General features: G+C 35.5%; 19 protein-coding genes and 1 other annotated feature. Of the genes, 6 read left to right on the forward strand and 13 right to left on the reverse strand.

From position 1 onward, the window contains the following. Nucleotides 1-233: 233 nt before the first annotated feature. Nucleotides 234-395: a hypothetical protein gene (locus tag H131_RS24700; protein ID WP_155242506.1), complete on the reverse strand. Its 162-nt coding sequence runs from the start codon at nt 393-395 to the stop codon at nt 234-236. Between the two features lie 303 nt (nt 396-698). Here H131_RS24700 and H131_RS20015 point away from each other — a divergent pair, with 303 nt between their 5' ends. Next, complete coding sequence (locus H131_RS20015) at nt 699-1,172, forward strand: DUF2975 domain-containing protein (protein WP_010860944.1); 474 nt, start codon at nt 699-701, stop codon at nt 1,170-1,172. Nucleotides 1,173-1,522: 350 nt separating this feature from the next. Here the strand turns inward: H131_RS20015 and serS are convergent, their stop codons facing one another. The 7 genes from serS to H131_RS20050 form a co-directional block, all read right to left on the reverse strand. Then, nucleotides 1,523-2,803 (reverse strand): serine--tRNA ligase, encoded by a 1,281-nt coding sequence (gene serS, locus H131_RS20020; protein WP_010860945.1) that lies wholly within the window; start codon nt 2,801-2,803, stop codon nt 1,523-1,525. Nucleotides 2,804-2,925: 122 nt separating this feature from the next. Continuing rightward, nucleotides 2,926-3,141: a binding site (T-box leader), on the reverse strand. A gap of 366 nt (nt 3,142-3,507) precedes the next feature. After that, nucleotides 3,508-4,332 carry a sugar phosphate isomerase/epimerase family protein gene (locus H131_RS20025; protein ID WP_010860946.1) on the reverse strand — a complete coding sequence of 275 codons (825 nt, stop codon included), beginning with the start codon at nt 4,330-4,332 and terminating at the stop codon, nt 3,508-3,510. Further along, nucleotides 4,329-5,303, reverse strand: a complete 975-nt coding sequence (locus H131_RS20030) for a DUF6005 family protein (RefSeq protein ID WP_010860947.1) — start codon at nt 5,301-5,303, stop codon at nt 4,329-4,331. Before H131_RS20030 ends, H131_RS20025 begins: the two co-directional genes overlap by 4 nt. Before the next feature lie 13 nt (nt 5,304-5,316). Beyond that, complete coding sequence (gene asbD / locus H131_RS20035; protein WP_010860948.1) at nt 5,317-5,574, reverse strand: petrobactin biosynthesis protein AsbD; 258 nt, start codon at nt 5,572-5,574, stop codon at nt 5,317-5,319. Further along, entirely contained in the window at nt 5,571-6,803 is a 1,233-nt protein-coding gene (locus tag H131_RS20040) for an AMP-binding protein (protein WP_010860949.1), read from the reverse strand. Before H131_RS20040 ends, asbD begins: the two co-directional genes overlap by 4 nt. 2 nt (nt 6,804-6,805) lie before the next feature. Then, nucleotides 6,806-8,560: an IucA/IucC family protein gene (locus H131_RS20045; protein ID WP_010860950.1), complete on the reverse strand. Its 1,755-nt coding sequence runs from the start codon at nt 8,558-8,560 to the stop codon at nt 6,806-6,808. Continuing rightward, nucleotides 8,532-10,355: an IucA/IucC family protein gene (locus tag H131_RS20050; RefSeq protein WP_010860951.1), complete on the reverse strand. Its 1,824-nt coding sequence runs from the start codon at nt 10,353-10,355 to the stop codon at nt 8,532-8,534. Before H131_RS20050 ends, H131_RS20045 begins: the two co-directional genes overlap by 29 nt. A 572-nt stretch (nt 10,356-10,927) precedes the next feature. Between H131_RS20050 and H131_RS20055 the strand changes: the two genes are divergently transcribed. The 5 genes from H131_RS20055 (at nt 10,928) to H131_RS20075 (ending at nt 17,168) form a co-directional block, all read left to right on the forward strand. Beyond that, nucleotides 10,928-11,326 carry a hypothetical protein gene (locus H131_RS20055; RefSeq protein WP_010860952.1) on the forward strand — a complete coding sequence of 133 codons (399 nt, stop codon included), beginning with the start codon at nt 10,928-10,930 and terminating at the stop codon, nt 11,324-11,326. 326 nt (nt 11,327-11,652) lie between these two features. Then, complete coding sequence (locus tag H131_RS20060; RefSeq protein ID WP_010860953.1) at nt 11,653-13,113, forward strand: spore germination protein; 1,461 nt, start codon at nt 11,653-11,655, stop codon at nt 13,111-13,113. A gap of 30 nt (nt 13,114-13,143) precedes the next feature. Further along, entirely contained in the window at nt 13,144-14,223 is a 1,080-nt protein-coding gene (locus H131_RS20065) for a GerAB/ArcD/ProY family transporter (protein WP_010860954.1), read from the forward strand. After that, complete coding sequence (locus tag H131_RS20070; protein ID WP_010860955.1) at nt 14,220-15,332, forward strand: Ger(x)C family spore germination protein; 1,113 nt, start codon at nt 14,220-14,222, stop codon at nt 15,330-15,332. Before H131_RS20065 ends, H131_RS20070 begins: the two co-directional genes overlap by 4 nt. Nucleotides 15,333-15,986: 654 nt before the next feature. Next, complete coding sequence (locus tag H131_RS20075; protein WP_010860956.1) at nt 15,987-17,168, forward strand: multidrug effflux MFS transporter; 1,182 nt, start codon at nt 15,987-15,989, stop codon at nt 17,166-17,168. 184 nt (nt 17,169-17,352) lie between these two features. On the opposite strand, the gene H131_RS20080 is transcribed toward H131_RS20075, so the two are convergent. The 5 genes from H131_RS20080 to H131_RS20100 all read right to left on the reverse strand — a co-directional run bounded on the left by H131_RS20080 (nt 17,353) and on the right by H131_RS20100 (nt 20,772). Then, entirely contained in the window at nt 17,353-17,862 is a 510-nt protein-coding gene (locus H131_RS20080) for a hypothetical protein (protein ID WP_010860957.1), read from the reverse strand. 255 nt (nt 17,863-18,117) lie between these two features. Next, nucleotides 18,118-18,453, reverse strand: coding sequence for a hypothetical protein (locus H131_RS20085; RefSeq protein WP_010860958.1), 336 nt, complete (start codon nt 18,451-18,453; stop codon nt 18,118-18,120). Between the two features lie 27 nt (nt 18,454-18,480). Beyond that, nucleotides 18,481-19,197, reverse strand: a complete 717-nt coding sequence (locus H131_RS20090; RefSeq protein ID WP_010860959.1) for an SDR family NAD(P)-dependent oxidoreductase — start codon at nt 19,195-19,197, stop codon at nt 18,481-18,483. Nucleotides 19,198-19,402: 205 nt separating this feature from the next. Further along, nucleotides 19,403-19,870 carry a GNAT family N-acetyltransferase gene (locus H131_RS20095; protein WP_010860960.1) on the reverse strand — a complete coding sequence of 156 codons (468 nt, stop codon included), beginning with the start codon at nt 19,868-19,870 and terminating at the stop codon, nt 19,403-19,405. Between the two features lie 17 nt (nt 19,871-19,887). Further along, nucleotides 19,888-20,772, reverse strand: coding sequence for a GNAT family N-acetyltransferase (locus H131_RS20100; RefSeq protein ID WP_010860961.1), 885 nt, complete (start codon nt 20,770-20,772; stop codon nt 19,888-19,890). Between the last annotated feature and the right edge of the window lie 397 nt (nt 20,773-21,169).

A 21,169-nucleotide genomic window follows, 5' to 3' on the forward strand; every position in this document is an offset into this window, starting at 1 on the left:
ATCACAAATCAAAATGTTCATGTTGCTTTGAAATAAAGTTTGAGCAAAAATACCTTACAAACCCTCATTTTACGATAAATAAGAAGAATCCCTTTTGAAAAAAGATTGATCAAAAGGGATTCCTCTTTAGCAGTTTTAAGTTAGGTCATTATAAAAAAGTTTGATTATTTTCTACCTGTGTTGCTCCACAATCGCGCCCGATTGTTGAATAAACCTATACTCTTCTTTTATTCTTATACATCAGGATTTTCACTAGAGGCTTTCCACTCCAATTCATTTAACAGATTCAATGCTTTTTGAGTTGAGTCAATCAATGAGAAATCTTCTTTTGTTTTTCTTAGTTTCAATGCCTCTAAAAAACATTCTTCGGCTTCATTTTGCCTCGCTAATTTCATAAGGCATTTATCTTTGTGTTGCTAGCCATACATGTGTATTTCTCCTTCTATTTATCAGAAACCTTTTTCGATTTCCAATCTAACCTTTTCAAATAGAAAAAGCACAATTCTTGCTGCAGAATTGCGCACGATTGTTAGGTTACTTCATAATAAAATTTACAATAATTCAAGTACGATTCCCACATAACAATCAAATCAATATTTAAAACAATAACAATATAATAAAAAACAAAATAAATTTATTGATAATCGATAAATGTTATATTAAAATCATATAATCATTAAATCAGTGAGGTGCTTTAAATGAATGGTAAACTAGGTTCAACTTTTTTCTTAAAGGCTGTTGCTTTTCTTATTGGAATTGCAGTACTTGCCGTGTGTATATTTTTGTTGCCTGAAGCAGCCAGAAGAGATGCTATAGTGCGTCCAGGAGATTACTCGATATATCCGTTGTTAATATGTGCGTATGGAGTATGCATTACGTTTTCTGTAGCTTTGTATCAAGCATATAAACTATTGAGTTATATCGATAGTAACAACGCTTTTTCCGAGTTATCCCTTAAATCCTTGAAGGTTATAAAAAAATGCGCTTTTACAATTATTTTCTTAATTTTATTAGTAATAGTTTACTTAAGGGTGTATGCCATGTTCACGGGTGATGACCCAGCAGGTCCAATAGCACTTGGACTAATAGGGATATTAGCAACAGCTATCATCGCTGCCATTATGGACGTACTTCAAAAGCCATTAAAAAATACCCTAGAAAAAAAGAAATAAAAATGTAGATGTTTATTTTGCAGGTATAATATCTTCTTTCCCTATTAAATTAAATGGCTCTTAAATGAAAAATTGGCGCCTATTCTTTTTCAAGAATTGCGCCCGATTGCGGAATAGTGGAAAATGCGAAAGAGCTGCAAAATGTCATTTCTAAATTTTTTCTAATGCACCCCATCCTTGATTATAGTAACATCTTTTTTAGTCTCGCTAAAATTCCTTTAAGAAATAAAGCATTTTTTTCAAATCCACGGCGTTTACACCACCCGATACTATTAAAAGCACCTGTAAATCGATAAAAAGGCAATACAATTACCTGTTAAAGGATTTCTAAAATAGCTTTTACCCGTTATTTATTTTGGTGCAATTATTTCTTTACCACCCATGTATGGTCTTAAAACTTCAGGAATTACTACGCTTCCATCAGCTTGTTGATAGTTTTCTAGGATAGCGGCAACTGTACGACCAATGGCAAGACCTGAACCGTTTAATGTATGAACATATTCTGGTTTTGCATTTGGCTCACGACGGAAGCGGATATTCGCTCGTCGTGCTTGGAAATCCTCAAAGTTAGAGCAAGAAGAAATTTCACGGTACATGTTTTGTGCGGGAATCCAAACTTCTAAATCATATTTCTTCGCTGAAGTAAAACCTAAATCAGCTGTACACATTTTTAGCTTACGATATGGTAAGCCTAGTAATTGCAATACTTTTTCCGCATGGTTTGTTAATAGCTCTAATTGTTCGTATGATTCCTCTGGTTTTACAAAGCGAACTAGTTCTACTTTGTTGAACTGATGTTGACGGATTAAACCACGTGTATCACGACCTGCAGATCCCGCTTCTGAACGGAAGCACGTACTATAGGCAGCAAAGCCTTGTGGTAAAGCCTCAGCCAGTAAAATTTCATCACGATAGAAGTTTGTTACAGGTACCTCTGCCGTTGGAATCATGAAATAATCTGTTTCCTCTAATTTAAATACATCTTCTTCAAATTTAGGAAGATTTCCAGTACCCGTCAAGCTATCACGATTAACAATGACAGGTGGTAGCATTTCCTCATAACCATGCTCCTCTGCATGTAAATCCATCATAAATGTCATTAATGCACGTTCTAAACGAGCTCCAAGCCCGCGGTAGAATAAGAAACGGCTACCAGTTACTTTTGTACCTCGTTCAAAGTCAACAATCTTCAAATCTGTAGAAAGATCCCAGTGTGCTTTAAAGTCAAAATCAAATGTTGGAATTTCACCCCAAGTATATTCTTCTACATTGTCGTCTTCTGTTGTCCCTACTGGTACAGATTCGTGTGGAATGTTTGGCAAGCGCATCATCATATCTTTAAAGCGCTCTTCAACATCATTTAGTTGAACATCTAGCTCTTTAATTTCATCGCCTACTTGACGCATACGAGCAATAACTTCATCTGCATTTTCCTTGTTGCGTTTCATAATTGAAATTTGTTCAGATACTTTATTTCGTTCTGCTTTTAATTCTTCTGTTTTAGCAATTAACTCACGACGCTTTGCATCTAAATCCTCAAAGTCATCTAAGTTGCCTAAATCTTCATTACGTGTTAATAGCATTTCTTTAATTTCCGCGAAATTATCGCGTACGCGTTTAATATCTAACATAGTCATACCTCCAGTAGTTTAATGACATTGCATCCATTAAGTCTTGGTGTAATTGCGTTGCAAGCTAAATTCGAATAGCTCCGCTTTGAATCAAAATAAACACAAAAAAGCCCCCATCCCTAAAAAGGGACGAGAGCTACCCGCGTTGCCACCCTAATTGATTAGGCATATACCTAATCCACTTATTTCATAACGGCATTTCAGCCGGCTACAGCCTACTTACATTACTTCGACTGTGCAACTCCAGGACGGATTCACAAGTGCTTCTATCAGCTTCCACCAACCGCCGACTCTCTAAAAAAAACGTGCTTGCTACTACTTCCCATCATCGTGTTCAGTTATTTAAATTTTAACCATACTGTACTATATGAAAACAGATTTTGCAAGTCATACCATAGGATACAAAATATTCTAGAATTCTTGAATCACCGGTTAATTCCGGATGAAATGCACAACCCAACAGGGTTGTTGAGATTTAACAAAGTAATGATCATTTATTATCTTGTTAGCAACAATCACTAATGCATGTAACATGTAATATGAGTCATGCGATAAAGTTTATAGGCTGTTGATTACGCCAATAGCCCTTTCTACCATTTCCCCATTCATTGTTAACAAAAAGAACCTTCTAGTAGTTATAGTAGAGATAGTTTTAATTTAGATTGAATCAAACGATTTTCATATATATTTTAAACAACCTTACATTATATTTGCACCAACTGCAACGCCTTCTTAACCTCCTGAACATCTTTTGCTAATACGCTCTTCACATTCGCTCCGAACCATTCCAATGACGCATCTACCTCCGTGATTGAATGTACTCCTGCTAGAAATTCATCATAATCAATTGCACCTTCAAACAATGGAACCATCCCTTCTCTAGACCCTGATGCAGCATAAACATTGTTGGGAGAAAAAACACCAAGTGATGAACGTGAGGCAATATTTTTAAAATGAAAATGTGAGATATAAGGACGAAGTTGCTTCATGGCGACAATAGGGTTTAACCCTGATTCCCATATATGCAAAACGTCAAAGTTCACTCGTAGGCTTGAGTGATTCGTTTCTTCGAGTAACTGCATCGTTGAAGGTAAATTATCTGTCAATGTGTTGGGATGAGTTTCAACAAGCAAATATTGTCCTTTTGACTCAAGATAATCACAGAGCATTCTAAGCCTAGAAATAAGTTCTGCCCTTTCTTTCTTACTCGTGTCTGAACTGCCCTGTTTTCCTACAAATGTACGAATCTTATTCGTTCCCCAGCGCTTTGCAAGTGAAGATAACTTCTCTGTTTCAGCCATCATCTCAGAAACTGGTGCTTCTAATGGCAAATAATCACTAAGCATGCTCGTTTCCAAACCGTAGGAGCTTAGCCAATCTGCTCCATATTGAAGTTCCTCTGCCAAGTTCTTTGCATGCACACCCCAGAGCTCGATTCCTTGAAAACCTTGAATTTTTGCAAAGTGAGCTATTTGATCAATCGAGTGGAGATGGTGCCGAAACGAGATCGTACAGATAGATAGTTTCATAACATAACCTCTTTCTTGTGCTGTAATGTTAACCATGCTTGAAAACATTCTTGTAATCCTTGCTTTATCTTGAACTCAAGGAGATTTTGTTCTTCTAACTTCACAAAAATATCTTCAGCTAATAACAAATCTTGCGTCATCGCAAGTTTCATCGCTCGATACTGAATCGTTGTATAACCATTCACTAGACGCTCAATTTCATCACACCATGTTTCAAAGCCTTTCTCATCGCGGCCAAGAGCTTCCCAAAAAAACGCAAACGCATGTTCATATGCATACTTTCTAATCGCTAAAACCGGCAATTGTTTTAAGGCAGTCGGAAGTTTTGACATACTTTCTTTTTCTTTTCCTACGGTATACTCTTTAATAATTTCGGTAATTGCTTCTGTCATCGGATTACTATGAAGCTTTATACATGTATTAAAATAGGCTTCAACCGTCTCTGTAGTTGGAGCAATAATCGTCTCAGAATCAAAGTAATAGCCACCTCCGACAGTTGGCTCTTGGATAGCATCTAAAATCCTCTCCTTCGGCAAAATCCCTTCCCAGCGAAAATCAGGGTCATACATAAACCACTCTGCTTCATTTTCTGTCGATTCTAGCATCACATAATGTGGAAATGGACGTTGATGAAATTTATTCTCTCGCTCTGGAAGCATCGATAAATCCAGCATCACCATCACATGTTGATGTGGAGATTCATTTTCTAATAACCTTTGCAGCTTGTTTATATTTTCTTGTTTTGATTGTTCTTCGTCATACCATTTGTAAAGCTTGATTCCATAGAGCATTTCATACCATGTTTGAAAGAAATGATGATCAATACGATCTGAGTGGTATGCTAGCACTCCATTATCGAGCACATCAAAATCTGCATCCCATACCCCAAAATAGTAGGGCCTATGATCAACGCCTTTCGTTTTCTTAATAACTTCACAAACACAGCTAACAAAACAATGAACTTTTATCATTTTTCTCCTCCGATTATTCTACTTTTTGCTGTTTTTCTAAAAAGCTTGCTAATGTTCCTACTGTTTTGAAATCTTTAGGAACGAGAATCTCATCGGGAATGGAAATGCCAAGATCCAACTCTAAATGAAGAATCAGTTGAAGGACCATAATTGAATCCATATACAAATCCTCATTTAACCGGGCATCTTCATTAAAAGAAGACAGTGTCTGCAACTCTAATGAATTTTCCATAATATCATAGATGCTCTTGATCAATTGTTGTCTCGTCATACTGGAATGCCTCCAAGTTTTTTTCTACTTACTTTTCCATTTGGCAGCTTTTCAATTTCATGAACAAACACAAACTCCATCGGCATTTGATGTGGAGCGAGAAATTTCCGGCACCATTCTCTAAGCTCCATATTATCGATTGGTTCAGTAGACACGTATAGTGCACATACTCGCTCTCCTGATAGGTTGTTTTGTTTCTTATATACGACTGCTTCGACTATTCTTGGGTCATCCATTAACACGGTTTCAACATCTTGCGGATACACATTCAAGCCTGCTACATTAATCGTGTCATCCATTCTTGCAAGAAAAGAAAGAACATTATCTTCTATATAGCCAAGATCTTTTGTATAAATCGTTTGTGTAGACAATTCAATGATAATTTCGCTCGGTGCTTGTTTGTCACCAGCTGTCACCTTCACATGAGGGAGGGGGTAGCCCATTTCTTTAGGATCTTCCACATTAGGGTGAATCGCAACACACCCGGATTCAGAGCATCCATACTGCTGTAATACTTGGCGAGATTTCTCTCTTAATGATGTCAACCAGCTATGCGGCATCACAGTTCCTGACGTCATCACACGATCAAATTGTTGATCAATAGGCAATAAACGACTTAATGTATGAAGTAACGCTGGAGCCCCATAGAGTATGTGCTTAGGAAATTCTTTAAGCTTTTTCAAAATATATTTAGGATTACTATTCGTAATAATAACCGGCTTTGCTCCCCTTTTTATGCAAGCCAAGACACCACAAATGAATCCATAAGAATGAGTAACCGGACAAGCGACAATAGAATTTGTCAAGGAATCGACAGGTAACGTCTTCACATAGCTTTCAATCTCTTCTTCCACTGAATTCCACGTTCGTTCAATACATTTCGGAGCTCCTGTTGTACCTGAGCTCATTTGAACTAATACTCCTTCTTGGTGATTAGAATGATTTGATAGTTCGATGAAAGAATCGATATATTGGAACAACAAAAGATGACTACCTGCTGAAGAAGCAAGCCGCACAGCTCCCTCTTTTGGTGTCGCTGGATGGATTGGGACGACTGATCCACCTTTTTGGCGAATATATAAACATAGAGCTATATATTGGAAAATATCGTCCGTACAAATAGCTAGTCTGCGATTGTTACACTCTCTTAGATGAGATAAGCTTTCATATACTTCATATTGCTTCTCGATATCTTCTACTGTATAAAATTGATCATTGACATAAAACATCATCATTCCCCCTTTTTATCCGCTTGCGCCAACGTATTGCTGACGATATGTCGAAAATTACCTTCTTCTTGATTTTGAAGTTTCTTGGTTAGCAAAGATTCAACATAAATATGTGAGCTAGTATGCTGAAGCTGTTCATTTTTTGAGCATAATGAGGGAAATCGTTCAAAGTGCTTCTGTATTCCGTCCCTAACTTGACTCCAAAAACGTGTTTCTGCAAATCCATACTGCTCTTCTAGTAAATAAGATAGTTCACTTAAATGAAACACGAATAATGTATCCATAACTAACTCTCGTAAAGCCTCTACAGAAGACATCCAATAATAATGATCGACAGGTGCATCTTTAAAACGCTCGTGTATCGTTTCGAAGTCTGGAACGAGGCTTCTGTCCGCAATAAATTCTTCTATATATTCGATACTGTCATGGAAATCCCTCAGTACAACCCGAGTCGGCCAGCCATTTTGGTGTAATAAAATCATATTTTGTGCATGGGCCTCAACAGCAATACCTTGAGCGACAAGCAAGTGCCATACAGGAATAACACTCACTTCGATCAAGCGCTTTACCCACTCCTCCGTTCCATATCGGAAGAGCCAATCATCTATAAACGGACGCCCATCTTTCTCCATCATCATTAGCACCGTAAACGGTACCGCTTCCTCATCATCCTTCATATACGAGCGCACACTTTCTCGCCATACTGAACCAAGTTGACCTTCTAGTTTTCTGCTATGTTTTTTTGCATTCGGTTCAAAAATAATCCCTGCATATTCTTCCAGTACAATAAGAGATGCTTCCTTTTGTAAATAGGAGTCTAATTGAATCACTTGTTTAAGCCATGCTGAAATATGAGGAGCGGCACAAACAGCATGAGAATGTAATTTTCGTAATGAAGAGGTATTCACCATATTCATCGAGCATTTTAATTGCGCTTTTTCAGGATTTGAAAAATTCCATAATGTTCGCACCGATTGTGTTGCCCGATAGTAATCTCCTTTCACATCTAAGGGAATTAGATCTTTTAGCTCAATTAATCCAGCTAGTTCATGTTTCATGTTATGCCACTGCCAAGGATGAACCGGTAAAAACGTATATTCCTCATGTGTTCCATCGAATACCGCAAGCTTTGCAAGAAGGTCTCCCCACATCAAATGCCCTAGCTCTCTTTTCCAAAAGCTCTCTTCCTCTTCAAGAACAGTGATTCGTACGTAGCTTCTTCTCACTGCAACCCATTGAAGGGTAAATGATTGCTTTGCCTCAGGGCCATAGTCTTTATGGTCGTCGATCGTAAAACCGGTTCTTGATTTAAAACAAGGGTGATAAGGATGTCCTTCAATGATTTCTGATTCTAATTCTTCATAGTTCGAATTTCTTCTTGACATTGGCATATGGAGATGACGATCATTCCATTCACAAAGCTTACTCGTTAAATGAAGTTCTTTCAGTAATCGAGCTTTGTCTCTAACAGTCGAAAGTAATTCATCTACTAGATCCTCAAGCGTTGCCTCTAGTAACGTTTCATCTTTTCCTACTAGAAAAATACTATCTCCCTTTATTCGGATACGATCAAATGCCATTCTTGTCCCTTCACAACGATAGGTGCACTTCTGTCCAACAAGAGTAAGGATTGAAGTCCTTTTATCTAGACGAGTTTCTTCATATTTGATTAGTCCTTCAAAAATCATTGCTTCCACAAGCTGCCGCCTTACACGTAACTCTCCTTGTTTAGAAGCTAAAGGCTGTAGCTGCTGCATATTCTGCCTCCTCATACTGAAGAACAAACGGATTTGGAATTTTCGTGTATACCGCTTGTTCAAGTTCGGCTTCTAGTTCATCTACATCATGAAACCTTGTTAATAAATTTGCTTTGAACGCAAGCTTTTCTTGTTTTAAAATGTTACGAACAAATGCCTTCCCGAGACCTGTAAATTCTTTTTCTAATAAGTGCAGTTGATCGATAGACCACTTCAAAAGAATTTTTTCATCGATGAGTTGATCTGCTCCAAATCGGGAAATAACGGGAAACAATTGATTCATAAACAAATAATATGTAAATCTATCATGAATAAGGTCATCTTCGTAAAATAGCTCTTCTGTTTCATGTAAAGAAGGCTCTATTGAAAGAAGTTCTTCTTTATATGTTTTTGATAAGTAATAGCCTTGGTTATCACGATAATAATAAGTAGTTGGATAACCTGAAGAAATGTTTAACACACTATTTTGCTGATGCGCTTCGAGAGCTATCCCATACTCATCGTGTAACCTTAATAATGATTCAATAGCACATTTCCAATAGACTTTAAACCAATCTAAACTTACGCTTTCTAATGAGCGACATTCTGATTGAGAGATTTTCATGATGAGCTGACACAGTCTCGATTTTTCTTTAGGCAGAGGCTCTTGAACAAGAGCAGCGATCATGCAGATTCCTTCATCATGTCCTTTAGGAAATATGTTTGAGCGAAAAATAACCTCAAATCCTGATTCCGTCTGATTTGGAAACTCTACAGTCATATAGGCTGGGTCATCAATCATCCGAAAAGATGAATGGTTCTGTAAGAAATCAATCTTATTCATTAACCGAGCCATAACAATTCCAGCTTTTAGTTCATGAGTTCGATTTACCCTCAATGAATTCGTTATTTGGACAGGAATTGAAAACTTATACATCATTTCTTCATTTAAGCTATATACGGTTCTTATCGAAGAAGTTGCTGTATAAAATGCCCCAAGTGCACCTTCATATTTTATCAATCCTTCAGCAAGCGCTTGTCTTACATACTGTTGCTGTAAAAGCCACTGTGCTTGAAGCGGGTGCATCGGAATGAGGCAATCCTTTTCTGACATAACAAAATCAGGTTGCGATTTTGTTAAAGACTGAAAAATAAGTTCACTCGCACTTTTTTCTAATACAGAGGACTCTTTCACAATTTTACGGTCGACACGAAAATAGTGAAGTTGGAAAGAACCTTGTAGCTCTGGAGCAAAACTCGTTTGTTGCCAATTTGCCATTCCTTGTCTGCTTTTAGGTGTCGGATGAAGCCAATGTCCAAATAAGAGAGACTGCTCAGCTTCAATAAACGTATCGTTAGCTCCATTTTGTTTCTTATCTTCCAAACTCTTTTCAATATAATTTGCCATCGTTTGATAGCTCTCAATTATGCGAAGAATGAGTTCATCAAAATGGGAAGAAAGGCCAGGACATCCGTCCGCCTTTGCCATTAAATGTAGTTCTTGAATAAGCGTGATGAGTATCGTTAATTTATCTTCAAAAAGCCATTGTTTTTGTTTTGTACAATACTTCAACGAGACGCCAAATAGATGTCTTCCAACAAGAGATTTGTATTCCACACCAAATGCAAAACGGGTGTTTTGTATCGGCAACTCAAGCTCTAACATATGTGCCTCTGTAATCAGGATAGATAGTTGCTGTTCTTTTATCCACTCCTCCTTTTTGACCCAATGTCCGCTACTCACTTCTCGTATATAACAATTCATAAACGCCTGAAACGTTGCATTTTCTGCAATCTGTTTAGCAATCTGTTGCATGTAATTAACCATCCTTTCACAGAGCATTCCTTCTAATAAATGATAATAATTATCATTTACTGTTAAAAAAATTAGTCTTTCTAATTAGAAAGACTCATAATAAGAAGTAAATGGAAACAAATGTGTTGCTGACAAATGATACAACTCCCTGTTAATTAAAAGAAAATTTTAAATTTATAAAATAATAGTTGATTAATAGCTATGTTTCACGGTTGATAATGATTATCATTTTCATCCATAATTACATATTACAGGAATGATGGAAATGGCTCAACTGTCTAAGGACCTATTGATTCATGAACATTCCACCTATCTTTAACATTTTTTTATCAATAATAAATAAAAATATACTACGTGATAGTTCATCTAACTTGTCACCAAATATATTATTTTGCGTTCAATTGCTTTTTTAACTTCCGAAAAATCTATATCGGTAGTTCGCTCAGATTTATCTATATTACTTATCGCAGCTACGTCTAACAAGATAAAACCTCAAAATAGAAAATATTATAGTAAGCTAGCAAAATTCAGTAAAATAATGATAATATATTCTTATAAAGGGGGATGAAACCATGGGGAAACTAAACAAACGTACTATTCTATGGATTATACCAATCGGCATTTTAGGGGTGTTTTGGTATTTTTACGGTCCACAAAAGGATATTACAGATAATGAATATATTACATATGTGAAAAACTATTCGATTGAAAATAGTAACCAAACATACGACATAGCCTTTTCCTCGACATGTAAAAATCCATATTGGGTATATTTCGAAACGCAAAAAGGACAAGATGTTGTTGAATTCGAAGGGGATTGTCCTGTCAATAACAAAGAATCTAAAGTGAATGTTCAATTTTTAGTTGATCGTGACATGACAAAGGTGCAGTATGGCGCCATGCTTGTGGATAGTAAAATGCAAGAGGAAGCCGATCGCGATAAGTTTCTTCTAACGCTGGCTAGCGACTAAATATACGGAATCATCATCAGCTGAGTAATAAGAATCATGCATTAAACAAATTCATGTTGTTTAGTGCATGATTTTTATATTATCTTAGAGTAACATTATTTGCATGAAGCATTTCTATGTGTTCATTCCCCCCTTTCGATAACCACGCTGTCCCTATCTTTGTGATTACCTGCATGTAGTTTAATTCACTTCCCTTTCCAATTCACATCCATCATACGAATTCCTCCACTTACCACAAATTTTTTTATAAGCATTACTATAATTGCATACATTTCACAAATTATGGTCAAAATTGCAATATCTAGACAGAAAGGCGTGTGGTACGTGTGAAATATAAAAAGTTAGTACGCACCACGTTAAATGAACACTTAAAACAACAAGCTTCGAATGCTACTAGCGAAGTAGCTGAACAAACCATAGAAGCTTTAAGAGAGTGTACCCAACAGATCGATGATGTTGTTTTTAAGAAAATCCCTACGTTCGAGGGCATTGTAACGGTAATTTTCTCCTTCTCTCTTGTGGAAAAGATGACATTACAAACTATGATCTATATTCCTTTAACGAATTATATTCATCAGATTCATCAAGTATCTGAAGTACTAAATCAAACAGATTTTAAAGATGTTGTAACGAAGTTGAATGCTGGACATACTCTCTTGTATTTTCACGAATCACATAAATTACTAAGTATTGACACATATAGTGCTCCTACAAGAGCTATTACAAATACCGAAACAGAATCTACAGTGATTGGTCCACAGGATGCATTTACTGAATCGTTAGATACCAATATATCCTTAGTAAGAAGACGCATTCGCAGTCCGAAACTGAAAAATGAAGATTTTGTTATTGGTACAGAAGCTAACAATAAAATAACCATTATGTATATGGAGGACATCGTAAACCAGGAAAATTTAGTGACTTTAAGACAGCGAATAGAAAATATAAACTACCCCATATTTACAGACATTTCAATATTGAAACAGTTGATTGAAGATAATCCCTTATCTCCTTTTCCACAGTATTACATGAGTGTTAGACCAGATAGTATTAGTCAATACCTCATCGATGGAAGAATCATTGTTTTTATGGACAATAGTCAATCCGCTCTCGTTTGTCCTACATCATTTCTTGAAATGTTCATTTCTGTTGAAGACTATTATAATCGTTGGACAACAGCATCTTTACTACGAATGTTACGTTTTTTCGGGTTTTTCTTGACAATTATGATAACACCTATGTATATCTCTGCTTTAACGTTTCATCCTGAAATTCTTCCATATGAACTTTTATTGAATCTACAAGAATCAAGAAGCAAAGTACCTTTTCCACCGCTTTTTGAAGTATTATTTATTGAACTTATTATAGAAGTATTAAGAGAAGCTGGGTCTCGAATGCCTGCGAAAGTCGGACAAACAATCGGTATCGTAGGAGGTATTGTCATCGGAACGGCTGCTGTAGAAGCCGGACTCATTAGTAATATCTTAATTGTATTAGTAGCTACCTCTGCATTACTTTCTTTCCTACCACCTATTTTTCTAATGAGTAATACAAGTAGAGTCGTTCGATATACTTTTATTTTATCAGCCGGTTTCTTTGGATTATTTGGCCAAATGTTAGCATTTGCTTGGCTAATTATTCATTTACAACATTTAAAATCATTGGGAACACCATATATCACGCCGTTCATCCCTCGTAAGATTAGTGATTTATTGGATAGTGTGATTAGATTTCCCACAATATTTTTAATTGCCAAAAAAGGCATTTCAAAATCACCAAAAAAATAAAGCATTTCTTGGGAGCTGAGGTAATTTGACTTGAATACTTACAATCAAAAAATATTAAATAAATATCATGTCGTTTTTCTGGCACAAAGTGTCATGATTGGTACCGGACTGCTGTCCCTCCCTCAAAAGCTTAGTCCTTTAGGATACAGTCAAACCTTTTTTCCTTTCATCATGGGCATAATCGCGAGTTTCACACTATGGCCAATGATTTGGCTGTGTTCGAAGTTTCCAAATGAAAATTTATTTCGCATAAATGAAATATTGTTAGGCAAATGGTTCGGCAAGTGTCTCAATATATTATTTGTTCTTCAATTCGTTGTTTTTACAGCTGGGATTATAACGGATTACATGAATCTTATCGAAAGTACAGCCCTGCCGGAACAAACCATTACGATACCGGTACTGTTAATTCTTTTGTTACTATTATATATCGTTAAAGGCGGGATTAAATCCGTCGCAAATTTTTGTATATTAACTTTTTTTATTACTTTAATTTTGGTTTTTTTCACAAGATGGGCTATTGAAAAAGGTGATATCAGTCACTTTCTTCCTATTTTTAATTTTACTGGCCACGAATTTTTTGACGCGTTAAAAAATGGCTATTTCTCACTTTTAGGCTATGAGTTAATCATGTTTTATTTCCCCTTTATTATTAATCAAAAAAAAGCTTATAAACATGCATTTATAGGCATTTGGATCAGTATTCTACTTTATTTTGTAGCCACTGCGGTGAGTGTTATGTACTTTTCTGAATGGCAACTGGAAAATGTCAAATTTTCGATATTAAATTTATTTAAAGCTGGAGAATTTTCTTTTATCGAAAGAATCGATATTTTCGGCATGACACTGTGGATTTTCCACATTCTTTGTGCAATATCTGGTTATGTATGGTGTGCAAAGCAAGGCATGGAATCGTTAATTTCTAAAAATGCTAAATATTATTTAGTCATTCTGTCAATCATCATTTTTTTCATAGTAAATATGCCATTTTCTCAAGAGTTCCAGAAAAAATTATTTTTAGGAAGTAACTATGCAGGTTACGCAATCATCGTTTCACCCATCTTTTTGAGTCTTGTTTATGTAATTCGAAAAAAGAAGGTGCAACAATGAGTAGAAAGCTCTTAAGTATTATGGGATTTATAACAATTACTTTTTTAGTCGGCTGCTCATCACCAGAATTAAAGGTGCCTTTAGAGGATTTTGGCATGGTCGGCGTTTTAGCATTTGACTATATTGATGAAGATACGACCAAGTTAACCGTTGCTATTCCTCAATTCATGCCAGATGTTGAACAAAATACACAGATTTTCACTGTCCATACGGATTTAGTATCAGATGGGATTCTAGAAGTTGAAAAACTTTCAGATAAAAAAATTGTATTGAATCAATTACGCGTTGTACTAATCAATGAAGAATATGCTCGCAAAGGTGACGTACAAAGAATCATCAAGCATTTATATAGAAGTGCCGAGGTTGGAAATAAAGTTTACCTCGCAATCGTAAAAGATAGCGGCGAAGATATATTAAAGGGAGATTATCCTGACAAACCGAACATCGACTTTTATTTAAATGATTTATTGCAACCTAGCATCAATACTGCCTTCAACCCAAATACTAATATTCATGACTTCATCTACACCCTCACTAACCCAGTACTCGACCCAATCATTCCAGTACTTGCAAAAAAAGATGACAAAGTAGAAATTAAGGGTGTCGCTTTGTTTAAAGATAAAAACATGTATGACATGATTACACCAGAAGAAGCGCTTGTCATACAAGCGCTACAAGGTAAAAAAGAACTCTCACCATTACCTTTAGAATTGAATCAAAACAATACAAAGGATAAAATACTGCTTGATTTAATACAAAGTAAGGTGAAAATGAAAAGCAATAAAGATTTACAATCTCCAAAATTGGCCATTTCTTTGAAAATAAAAGGCACGCTTAGTGAATACAAAGGAAAAAGAGAAAATAATTTAGATACTCCTGATAAATTATCACAACTTGAGCATGACATTGATAAACAACTTGAGCAAGAAATACAACAATTTATAGAAAAAACACAAAAGCTTGAAATTGATCCTATTGGTTTAAGTGAAAATTTTCGCATGTACTATAAAGGAAAATGGAACAATGAACTGACGGATAAGGTAGTGCGTAAACTAGAAGTGGATATCCATGTCGAAACATCTATTATAAGTACAGGTACGTTGAAATAACAGTAACCATGAATGTATATTCTATTGAGGACAGTACTTTACTACACATAATCATAAATGTTTATGACTAGCATCTTCCTGTCCAGACATAAGCACATATTACGAGACTGTAGACAAATTCGAAAAATTTCAAGTTTGTCTACAATCTTTTTACTTTTATCATAAATATAGATAAACTGACTGTTGATTCCCACTACAGGCGGGCACTTATCGAGGTCGGAGCCGAGCCGCTTCCTTCGCACGCACAGTCCAGGGTCTCGACTGTCCCGCTTTTTATCGAAAACTAGTAGCTGCACTCGATTATTTCTTTATGTACCCATTGGTCGAAAATTTATATTCTCCATATGGTCGTTCAACTGTTAATTCAGTGGTTTTATATAAAAATATTCTTTATTCATTTTTGGGATTCGTGCTGCAGGGCATATTGATGTTATTTATTAAAAAATGCATATTTTTGAGTAATTACCATTTTAGTCTTTTAAAAATAGTAATAAGTCTTATAATTAAATTATCTATGTACTCCTACTCCAAAGCATAAAAGGTGATTAAATCATGACATCCTACGAACGTATACTAATAATGGTCCCGCCGTTTCCCTAGCTAGGATCTAATTATTTAAAATAATTAGACCATGCTTGTAGGAGGGCAAAGAAATTGAATAAATATACTGCACCATCGTTACTCTTAATGATTGTTCTAGTCGCTTTTCCACAAATTAGTGAGACAATCTATACGCCATCATTACCAGATATAGCTGTTGCACTTGGCACTTCAAATAGTTCCGTACAGCTAACCTTAAGTATCTATTTTATTGGATTTGCGCTAGGGGTTTTTTGCTGGGGATGGCTCTCTGATTTTATTGGCAGAAGACCCGCAATGTTAGGCGGTTTAATATTTTATGGTATTGGAAGTTTAATGTGTTTTTACGCTGATTCTATTAGTTTTCTGCTAGTTAGCCGGTTCGTTCAAGCTTTCGGTGCAGCTACAGGATCAGTCATTACACAAACGATTTTACGAGAAAGTATATCAGGAAATAAAAGACACTCCATGTTTGCCCAAATATCGGCAGTGATTGCCTTTACCCCTGCTGTAGGGCCACTTATTGGTGGTTGGGTCGATCAAGTCTTCGGTTTTAAGGCAGTATTCTTGGTACTAGTGATTATGAGTATTTTGTTGTTTTTTTATGCTTATTTAAAGCTGCCTGAAACAACAAATGTTTCAACTAGAAAACGCGTTGCTATTTTACCAGTCGTAAAACGAATCATTTCATCTCCACAGGTTGTCGTTTTTGGACTACTCATTGGTGGAATAAATGGCATTTTATTTAGTTATTACGCTGAAGCACCGTTCATATTTATAGGACACTTTCATCTGTCTCCTGGGCTCTTTGGTTTCTTAGGAATCGTTGTGGCACTGGCATCTATTATTGGCGCTATGATTTCTAAAAAGCTAGTAACTATATGGCCACCAGAAAAAATCATTCACCTTGGCTGTTGCGTTATGTTTGTAGGCTCTTTAATACTAACACTAGTAAGTATATTTACTATACTTCCAAATATCGTGTTAATGATTAGTATATTAACGTCTATATTTATCGTGTTATTAGGAGCGGGCATTGCTTTACCAAACTGTTTAAGTCTAGCACTGGTAAATTTCCAAGATGTTGTGGGAACAGCTGGAGCTATTTTCAGTTTAGGTTATTACTTGTTAGTAAGTTTCGTAACATCAGGAATGAGTTTTCTTCATAATGGTTCATTGATTACAATGCCACTCTATTTCTTGATAATGACCATCACCATGTGGGTGCTTGCGAAAAAACATATTAACACAAACTAAATCCATCGTTCACTTCATGCCACCCTATTTTAAATGGGGTGGCTTTCCCTAGTGCTGTTTTACAAAAAAACAACCCATTGGCGCGTTCATAATATCGATAACCCCATCCTGTTATTTTCCCATTTAACAACCCTTTTTCTGCATAAAAAAACCTCCATATTCATGATAAGGGAGGTTTTTTGGATTATTTAAAATAGTAATTGACTACTTCTTCTGCAGAATAGAAAGTTACATTATTTTGGGTCTTATAAATGAGGTTTGCGACGCGACACGCATCTTGGAAATTCTTAGCGTTATTCAGCTTATCACTCATTTGATGTAAAAATTCAGCAAAACCATCTAGATAATTTGACTTTGTTTGTGCATTGTTAGTTTGTTTGATATCTAAAATAATGGAAAGCCTATCTTCCGCATAATTATTAAAATTTATAAAAAAACATTCTTCCAAGTCTTTTGAATGTTTGTCGACATTTACAACAGCCTCTTTATAATTTGCTATTAAACCGGTAGACGTTAATGTAACAGTAAAACCTCGTTCAACTAACCGCTTGTTTATAGAATCCACTAATTTATCGACTTCAGAATTCATTTTAGGCGTAACAGTCGTTTTTTTTAATTCTTCGCAGTTTTGATAAATCGCATCAATTTCCTCTTGTTTATCAATCAGTAATTTTAAATTTGACACTGTATACACGCTAAATCTCCCCTTTTTATTAAGTTCGACAAAAGGAAAGATTTTTAATCAAAAAGAATGAAACCTAACTCACACGACATTGATCTGTGGACCTCATTGAAAAATGGGGTAGAGTCTTCTAGGTTAACAATATCCTTTAATATTATTTTTCCGGTTTCATTTGAAACGGAAGACGACCTATCAAACAGATTATTTCAAAACAAGTCGCTTTATGTGTTATAAAATTTTAAAATTTCAAAACCACTATAATGGTTTTTATTTGGATATTCCCATCTGTGGTAAATTATATTGTGCACAGTATTTTATAACTTTTTCTACCTTTCTTTGTCGAATAAAACCATCATGATGTCTTGTAAATAAGCAATCTATTATTATCTGAGAGCGCGCAGATAATGAATTATAATCGCTCAATGTAGGTTCATTAAAATAGATTCGTTCAGGAATTTTCATACTATTTTTATTTACATACACTTCAAAACTATTTAAAAAATCTAGCTTGTCTGTTTGACGTATGATACTTATTGCTTCCAAAACATCTTTTTTTATATCCGGAGGAAAAGCTTTTACCAAAGCCATTTTTTTATTTGTCATATGTGTAAACCAGTCACCACCCTTACTTTATGCGTTTAGATCCGTGATTGCAGGTATGTGAATTTCTTTGACGCATGACACGTTGGACAAACTCACAACACATTTGACGATTGCAACAATATCTTGCACTGGAATGCGAGTACCATTATATTCAGTTATGGCTTTTTCAGGGCCATCCTCATAGGGAATCTCTGCTGCTAGTTCACCTGGATTAACACATGTAACGGCGATTCTATCTTTTCTAACATGTTCTCGTAAAGCGTTTGTAATCCCGCGAATGCCAAATTTCGATGCCACAAATGATACTTGATTGTTATTTGTATGATCCAATCCTGCCGTTGACCCTATCAAGATTATTTTACCATTTTCCGACTTTCTTAAATTTGGTAATAACGCCTGAATATAAGTGATCGTAGATGTAATATTGATATTAATGATATTAGCTATATCTGTAGGATCATCCTGTTCGAAGTCATAGTCATCTTCAAAGCCTTTTTCCTCCCACACACCAACGTTATAAATCAAGACATCCACGCATTCATTTTTTAGCTGTTCACTAAATTTTTTATTTTGTTGTGATAAGTCTGCTTCTAGCCATATTCTTTGAACACCATCATTTAAATCCAAGCTTTTTGGTCTACTTCTGGAGACAATCCTCACTTTGTCCCCTGGTTCAGGTAACCCTTTAACAAATGCATCACCCAACCCTTTGCTAGCACCAAATATCATGTAATTTTTCACCATATGTATGACACTCTCCTTTTCTAATTCTAGCCAAATGTTACCATTGTTCTCGAATTAATTACAATTTATCTGTTTCTATACACATAGCTAGTGGAGATTGCATCTAATAACAGTGATAAAAAATAGCAAAAAAACAACCAGGCCCACAATGAGACCTGGTCATCTCTATTTCTTTACAAAAATTACAAAACAAAGGAGAGCGTAATTATTTTTTCAACATTGTTATAAATCTTGTTGTTTGGTGATTGAATGCTAGTTTTTTTTCGAAGCCTAATTTTTCATATAGATGAATAGCCCTGTTATTAAATTTTGCAACTGTTAAGCGAAGAGGTGCATGCTCTTTTTGTTGCACATGGCTTAAAATAAATGAAAAAAACACTGTACCGAAACCTTTTCCGGTGAGGTCCGGTTTCATGCCAATTCCTATATCGACCCCATTGCCCATATACGCATCCACTTCATGGCCACTAGGTACTTGGGCAGATGTTCCGGTACAGAAATAACCGACTAACTCCTCGTTGTCATTGACAATTGCATAATACGGATTGTCAAGTATTTCTTTTAAGGTTTCAGTAGTACACTCGTTATTATAAAAATCATATGGCGCATGATACGTCCACTGTAGTAGCTCACTTGCCAATTTTTTATTCATCTCTTTAACAAATAATTGCAATGTGTAAACCCCCATTATTATGAATGTGATGTTAGTGGAAATAAAAAATGTTTCGTTTCAATATTTATTAATGGACGAACGAACAATGTATCATCACTAGTTGTGATAAATTCTGTATGAATGTTTGAACAAACATCATCTATTGTAAAATGGAAATTAATGATTTCCATATCCATAGTAAGAACACCATTCAACATATCAAGGTCCACTCTTTTCTTGCTAATAATATCAAAAATATGAAGTTGCTGATTTTCATGTTCAAATAGAATCAGCACGTCTTCCTCCTCCATATAATAAATGGCGTCTTTGAATACTAAGATGAAGTAAAACATTAGGAGATGCTCATTGTTTTTTACCCCTAAAATTGAAGATACAGGTATTCTGTTAACGGCAAAGTCCTTCATCAATGCAAAATCAGCTTGATTGTTTATATCGAGTTTACGAAGAGTAGCCTTTTTAGTCCGCTTTTTTAAATGGCAAGTCTTCAAGCTGAAACTACTTTCCTGTACCTTTTTAAAACCAAACTTAGGATAAAAATCTAACACCGTATCATTTGCAAATAGATAGATAAAGTCACAGTCCTTTTCATATTTTTTAATGATATGATTCATCAGCTTAGCTGCCAATCCTTGATGACGATAGTCTGGATGTGTCATCACGGTACCCAATTGAATAGCCTTGTATTCTTTACCATTAACGATTACAACCATCTTATTAACGGAAGCATTCGCTATGACCTGTTCTCCATCCAGATAGGAATAGCAAATATAATTATCTCCCCAAAACCCCCTGTCATACCATTCTTTGAAATCGAGTTCAAATACTTGTTTGGCCAGTTCATTAAAGCTTTCCTTATATTTTACATTTTGCTTGTAGTTACTGATTAATTGATAGTCATTCATGATTACTCCTCCAACCTCAGTGATTTTTACGTTTTTAAAAGAGCCTGCGTTGCTACAATCGACAATAAAAATCTCCCCCCTGTTCCTACGTCATGTAAACTAAAATAGACAAAAAAAGACCATAAGAAGAATCTCTTCTCATGGTCAAATTTCTGTCTACTATAAATACACCTATCTCGAAAAATAGATATACAAAGAAATAGCATGAAATTTGCTTTGATAAGATACAATGTCTTCTAATCGCTATTAGTAAAAGGGAATAGAAAATAGAGCTAAGAGTAAGCCCTTAATTTCACCTTTTACCATATAAAATTCATTCGAATTTTTATTGAGCGATTATAAGTTTCATCATATACAACCAAAACCCCTTTTCACAATTATTTCATATATAACCATA

Origin of the sequence: Lysinibacillus sphaericus OT4b.31 (assembly GCF_000392615.1) — a bacterium.
Taxonomy (GTDB): Bacteria; Bacillota; Bacilli; order Bacillales_A; family Planococcaceae; genus Lysinibacillus; species Lysinibacillus sphaericus_B.

What these genes read in the sequence shown, in the direction of transcription:
- H131_RS24700 (WP_155242506.1), bottom strand. Translation starts at nt 395, where the DNA reads ATGAAATTAGCGAGGCAAAATGAAGCCGAAGAATGTTTTTTAGAGGCA.
- H131_RS20015 (WP_010860944.1), top strand. Translation starts at nt 699, where the DNA reads ATGAATGGTAAACTAGGTTCAACTTTTTTCTTAAAGGCTGTTGCTTTT.
- serS (WP_010860945.1), bottom strand. Translation starts at nt 2,803, where the DNA reads ATGTTAGATATTAAACGCGTACGCGATAATTTCGCGGAAATTAAAGAA.
- H131_RS20025 (WP_010860946.1), bottom strand. Translation starts at nt 4,332, where the DNA reads ATGAAACTATCTATCTGTACGATCTCGTTTCGGCACCATCTCCACTCG.
- H131_RS20030 (WP_010860947.1), bottom strand. Translation starts at nt 5,303, where the DNA reads ATGATAAAAGTTCATTGTTTTGTTAGCTGTGTTTGTGAAGTTATTAAG.
- asbD (WP_010860948.1), bottom strand. Translation starts at nt 5,574, where the DNA reads ATGACGAGACAACAATTGATCAAGAGCATCTATGATATTATGGAAAAT.
- H131_RS20040 (WP_010860949.1), bottom strand. Translation starts at nt 6,803, where the DNA reads ATGTTTTATGTCAATGATCAATTTTATACAGTAGAAGATATCGAGAAG.
- H131_RS20045 (WP_010860950.1), bottom strand. Translation starts at nt 8,560, where the DNA reads ATGCAGCAGCTACAGCCTTTAGCTTCTAAACAAGGAGAGTTACGTGTA.
- H131_RS20050 (WP_010860951.1), bottom strand. Translation starts at nt 10,355, where the DNA reads ATGCAACAGATTGCTAAACAGATTGCAGAAAATGCAACGTTTCAGGCG.
- H131_RS20055 (WP_010860952.1), top strand. Translation starts at nt 10,928, where the DNA reads ATGGGGAAACTAAACAAACGTACTATTCTATGGATTATACCAATCGGC.
- H131_RS20070 (WP_010860955.1), top strand. Translation starts at nt 14,220, where the DNA reads ATGAGTAGAAAGCTCTTAAGTATTATGGGATTTATAACAATTACTTTT.
- H131_RS20085 (WP_010860958.1), bottom strand. Translation starts at nt 18,453, where the DNA reads ATGACAAATAAAAAAATGGCTTTGGTAAAAGCTTTTCCTCCGGATATA.
- H131_RS20090 (WP_010860959.1), bottom strand. Translation starts at nt 19,197, where the DNA reads ATGGTGAAAAATTACATGATATTTGGTGCTAGCAAAGGGTTGGGTGAT.
- H131_RS20100 (WP_010860961.1), bottom strand. Translation starts at nt 20,772, where the DNA reads ATGAATGACTATCAATTAATCAGTAACTACAAGCAAAATGTAAAATAT.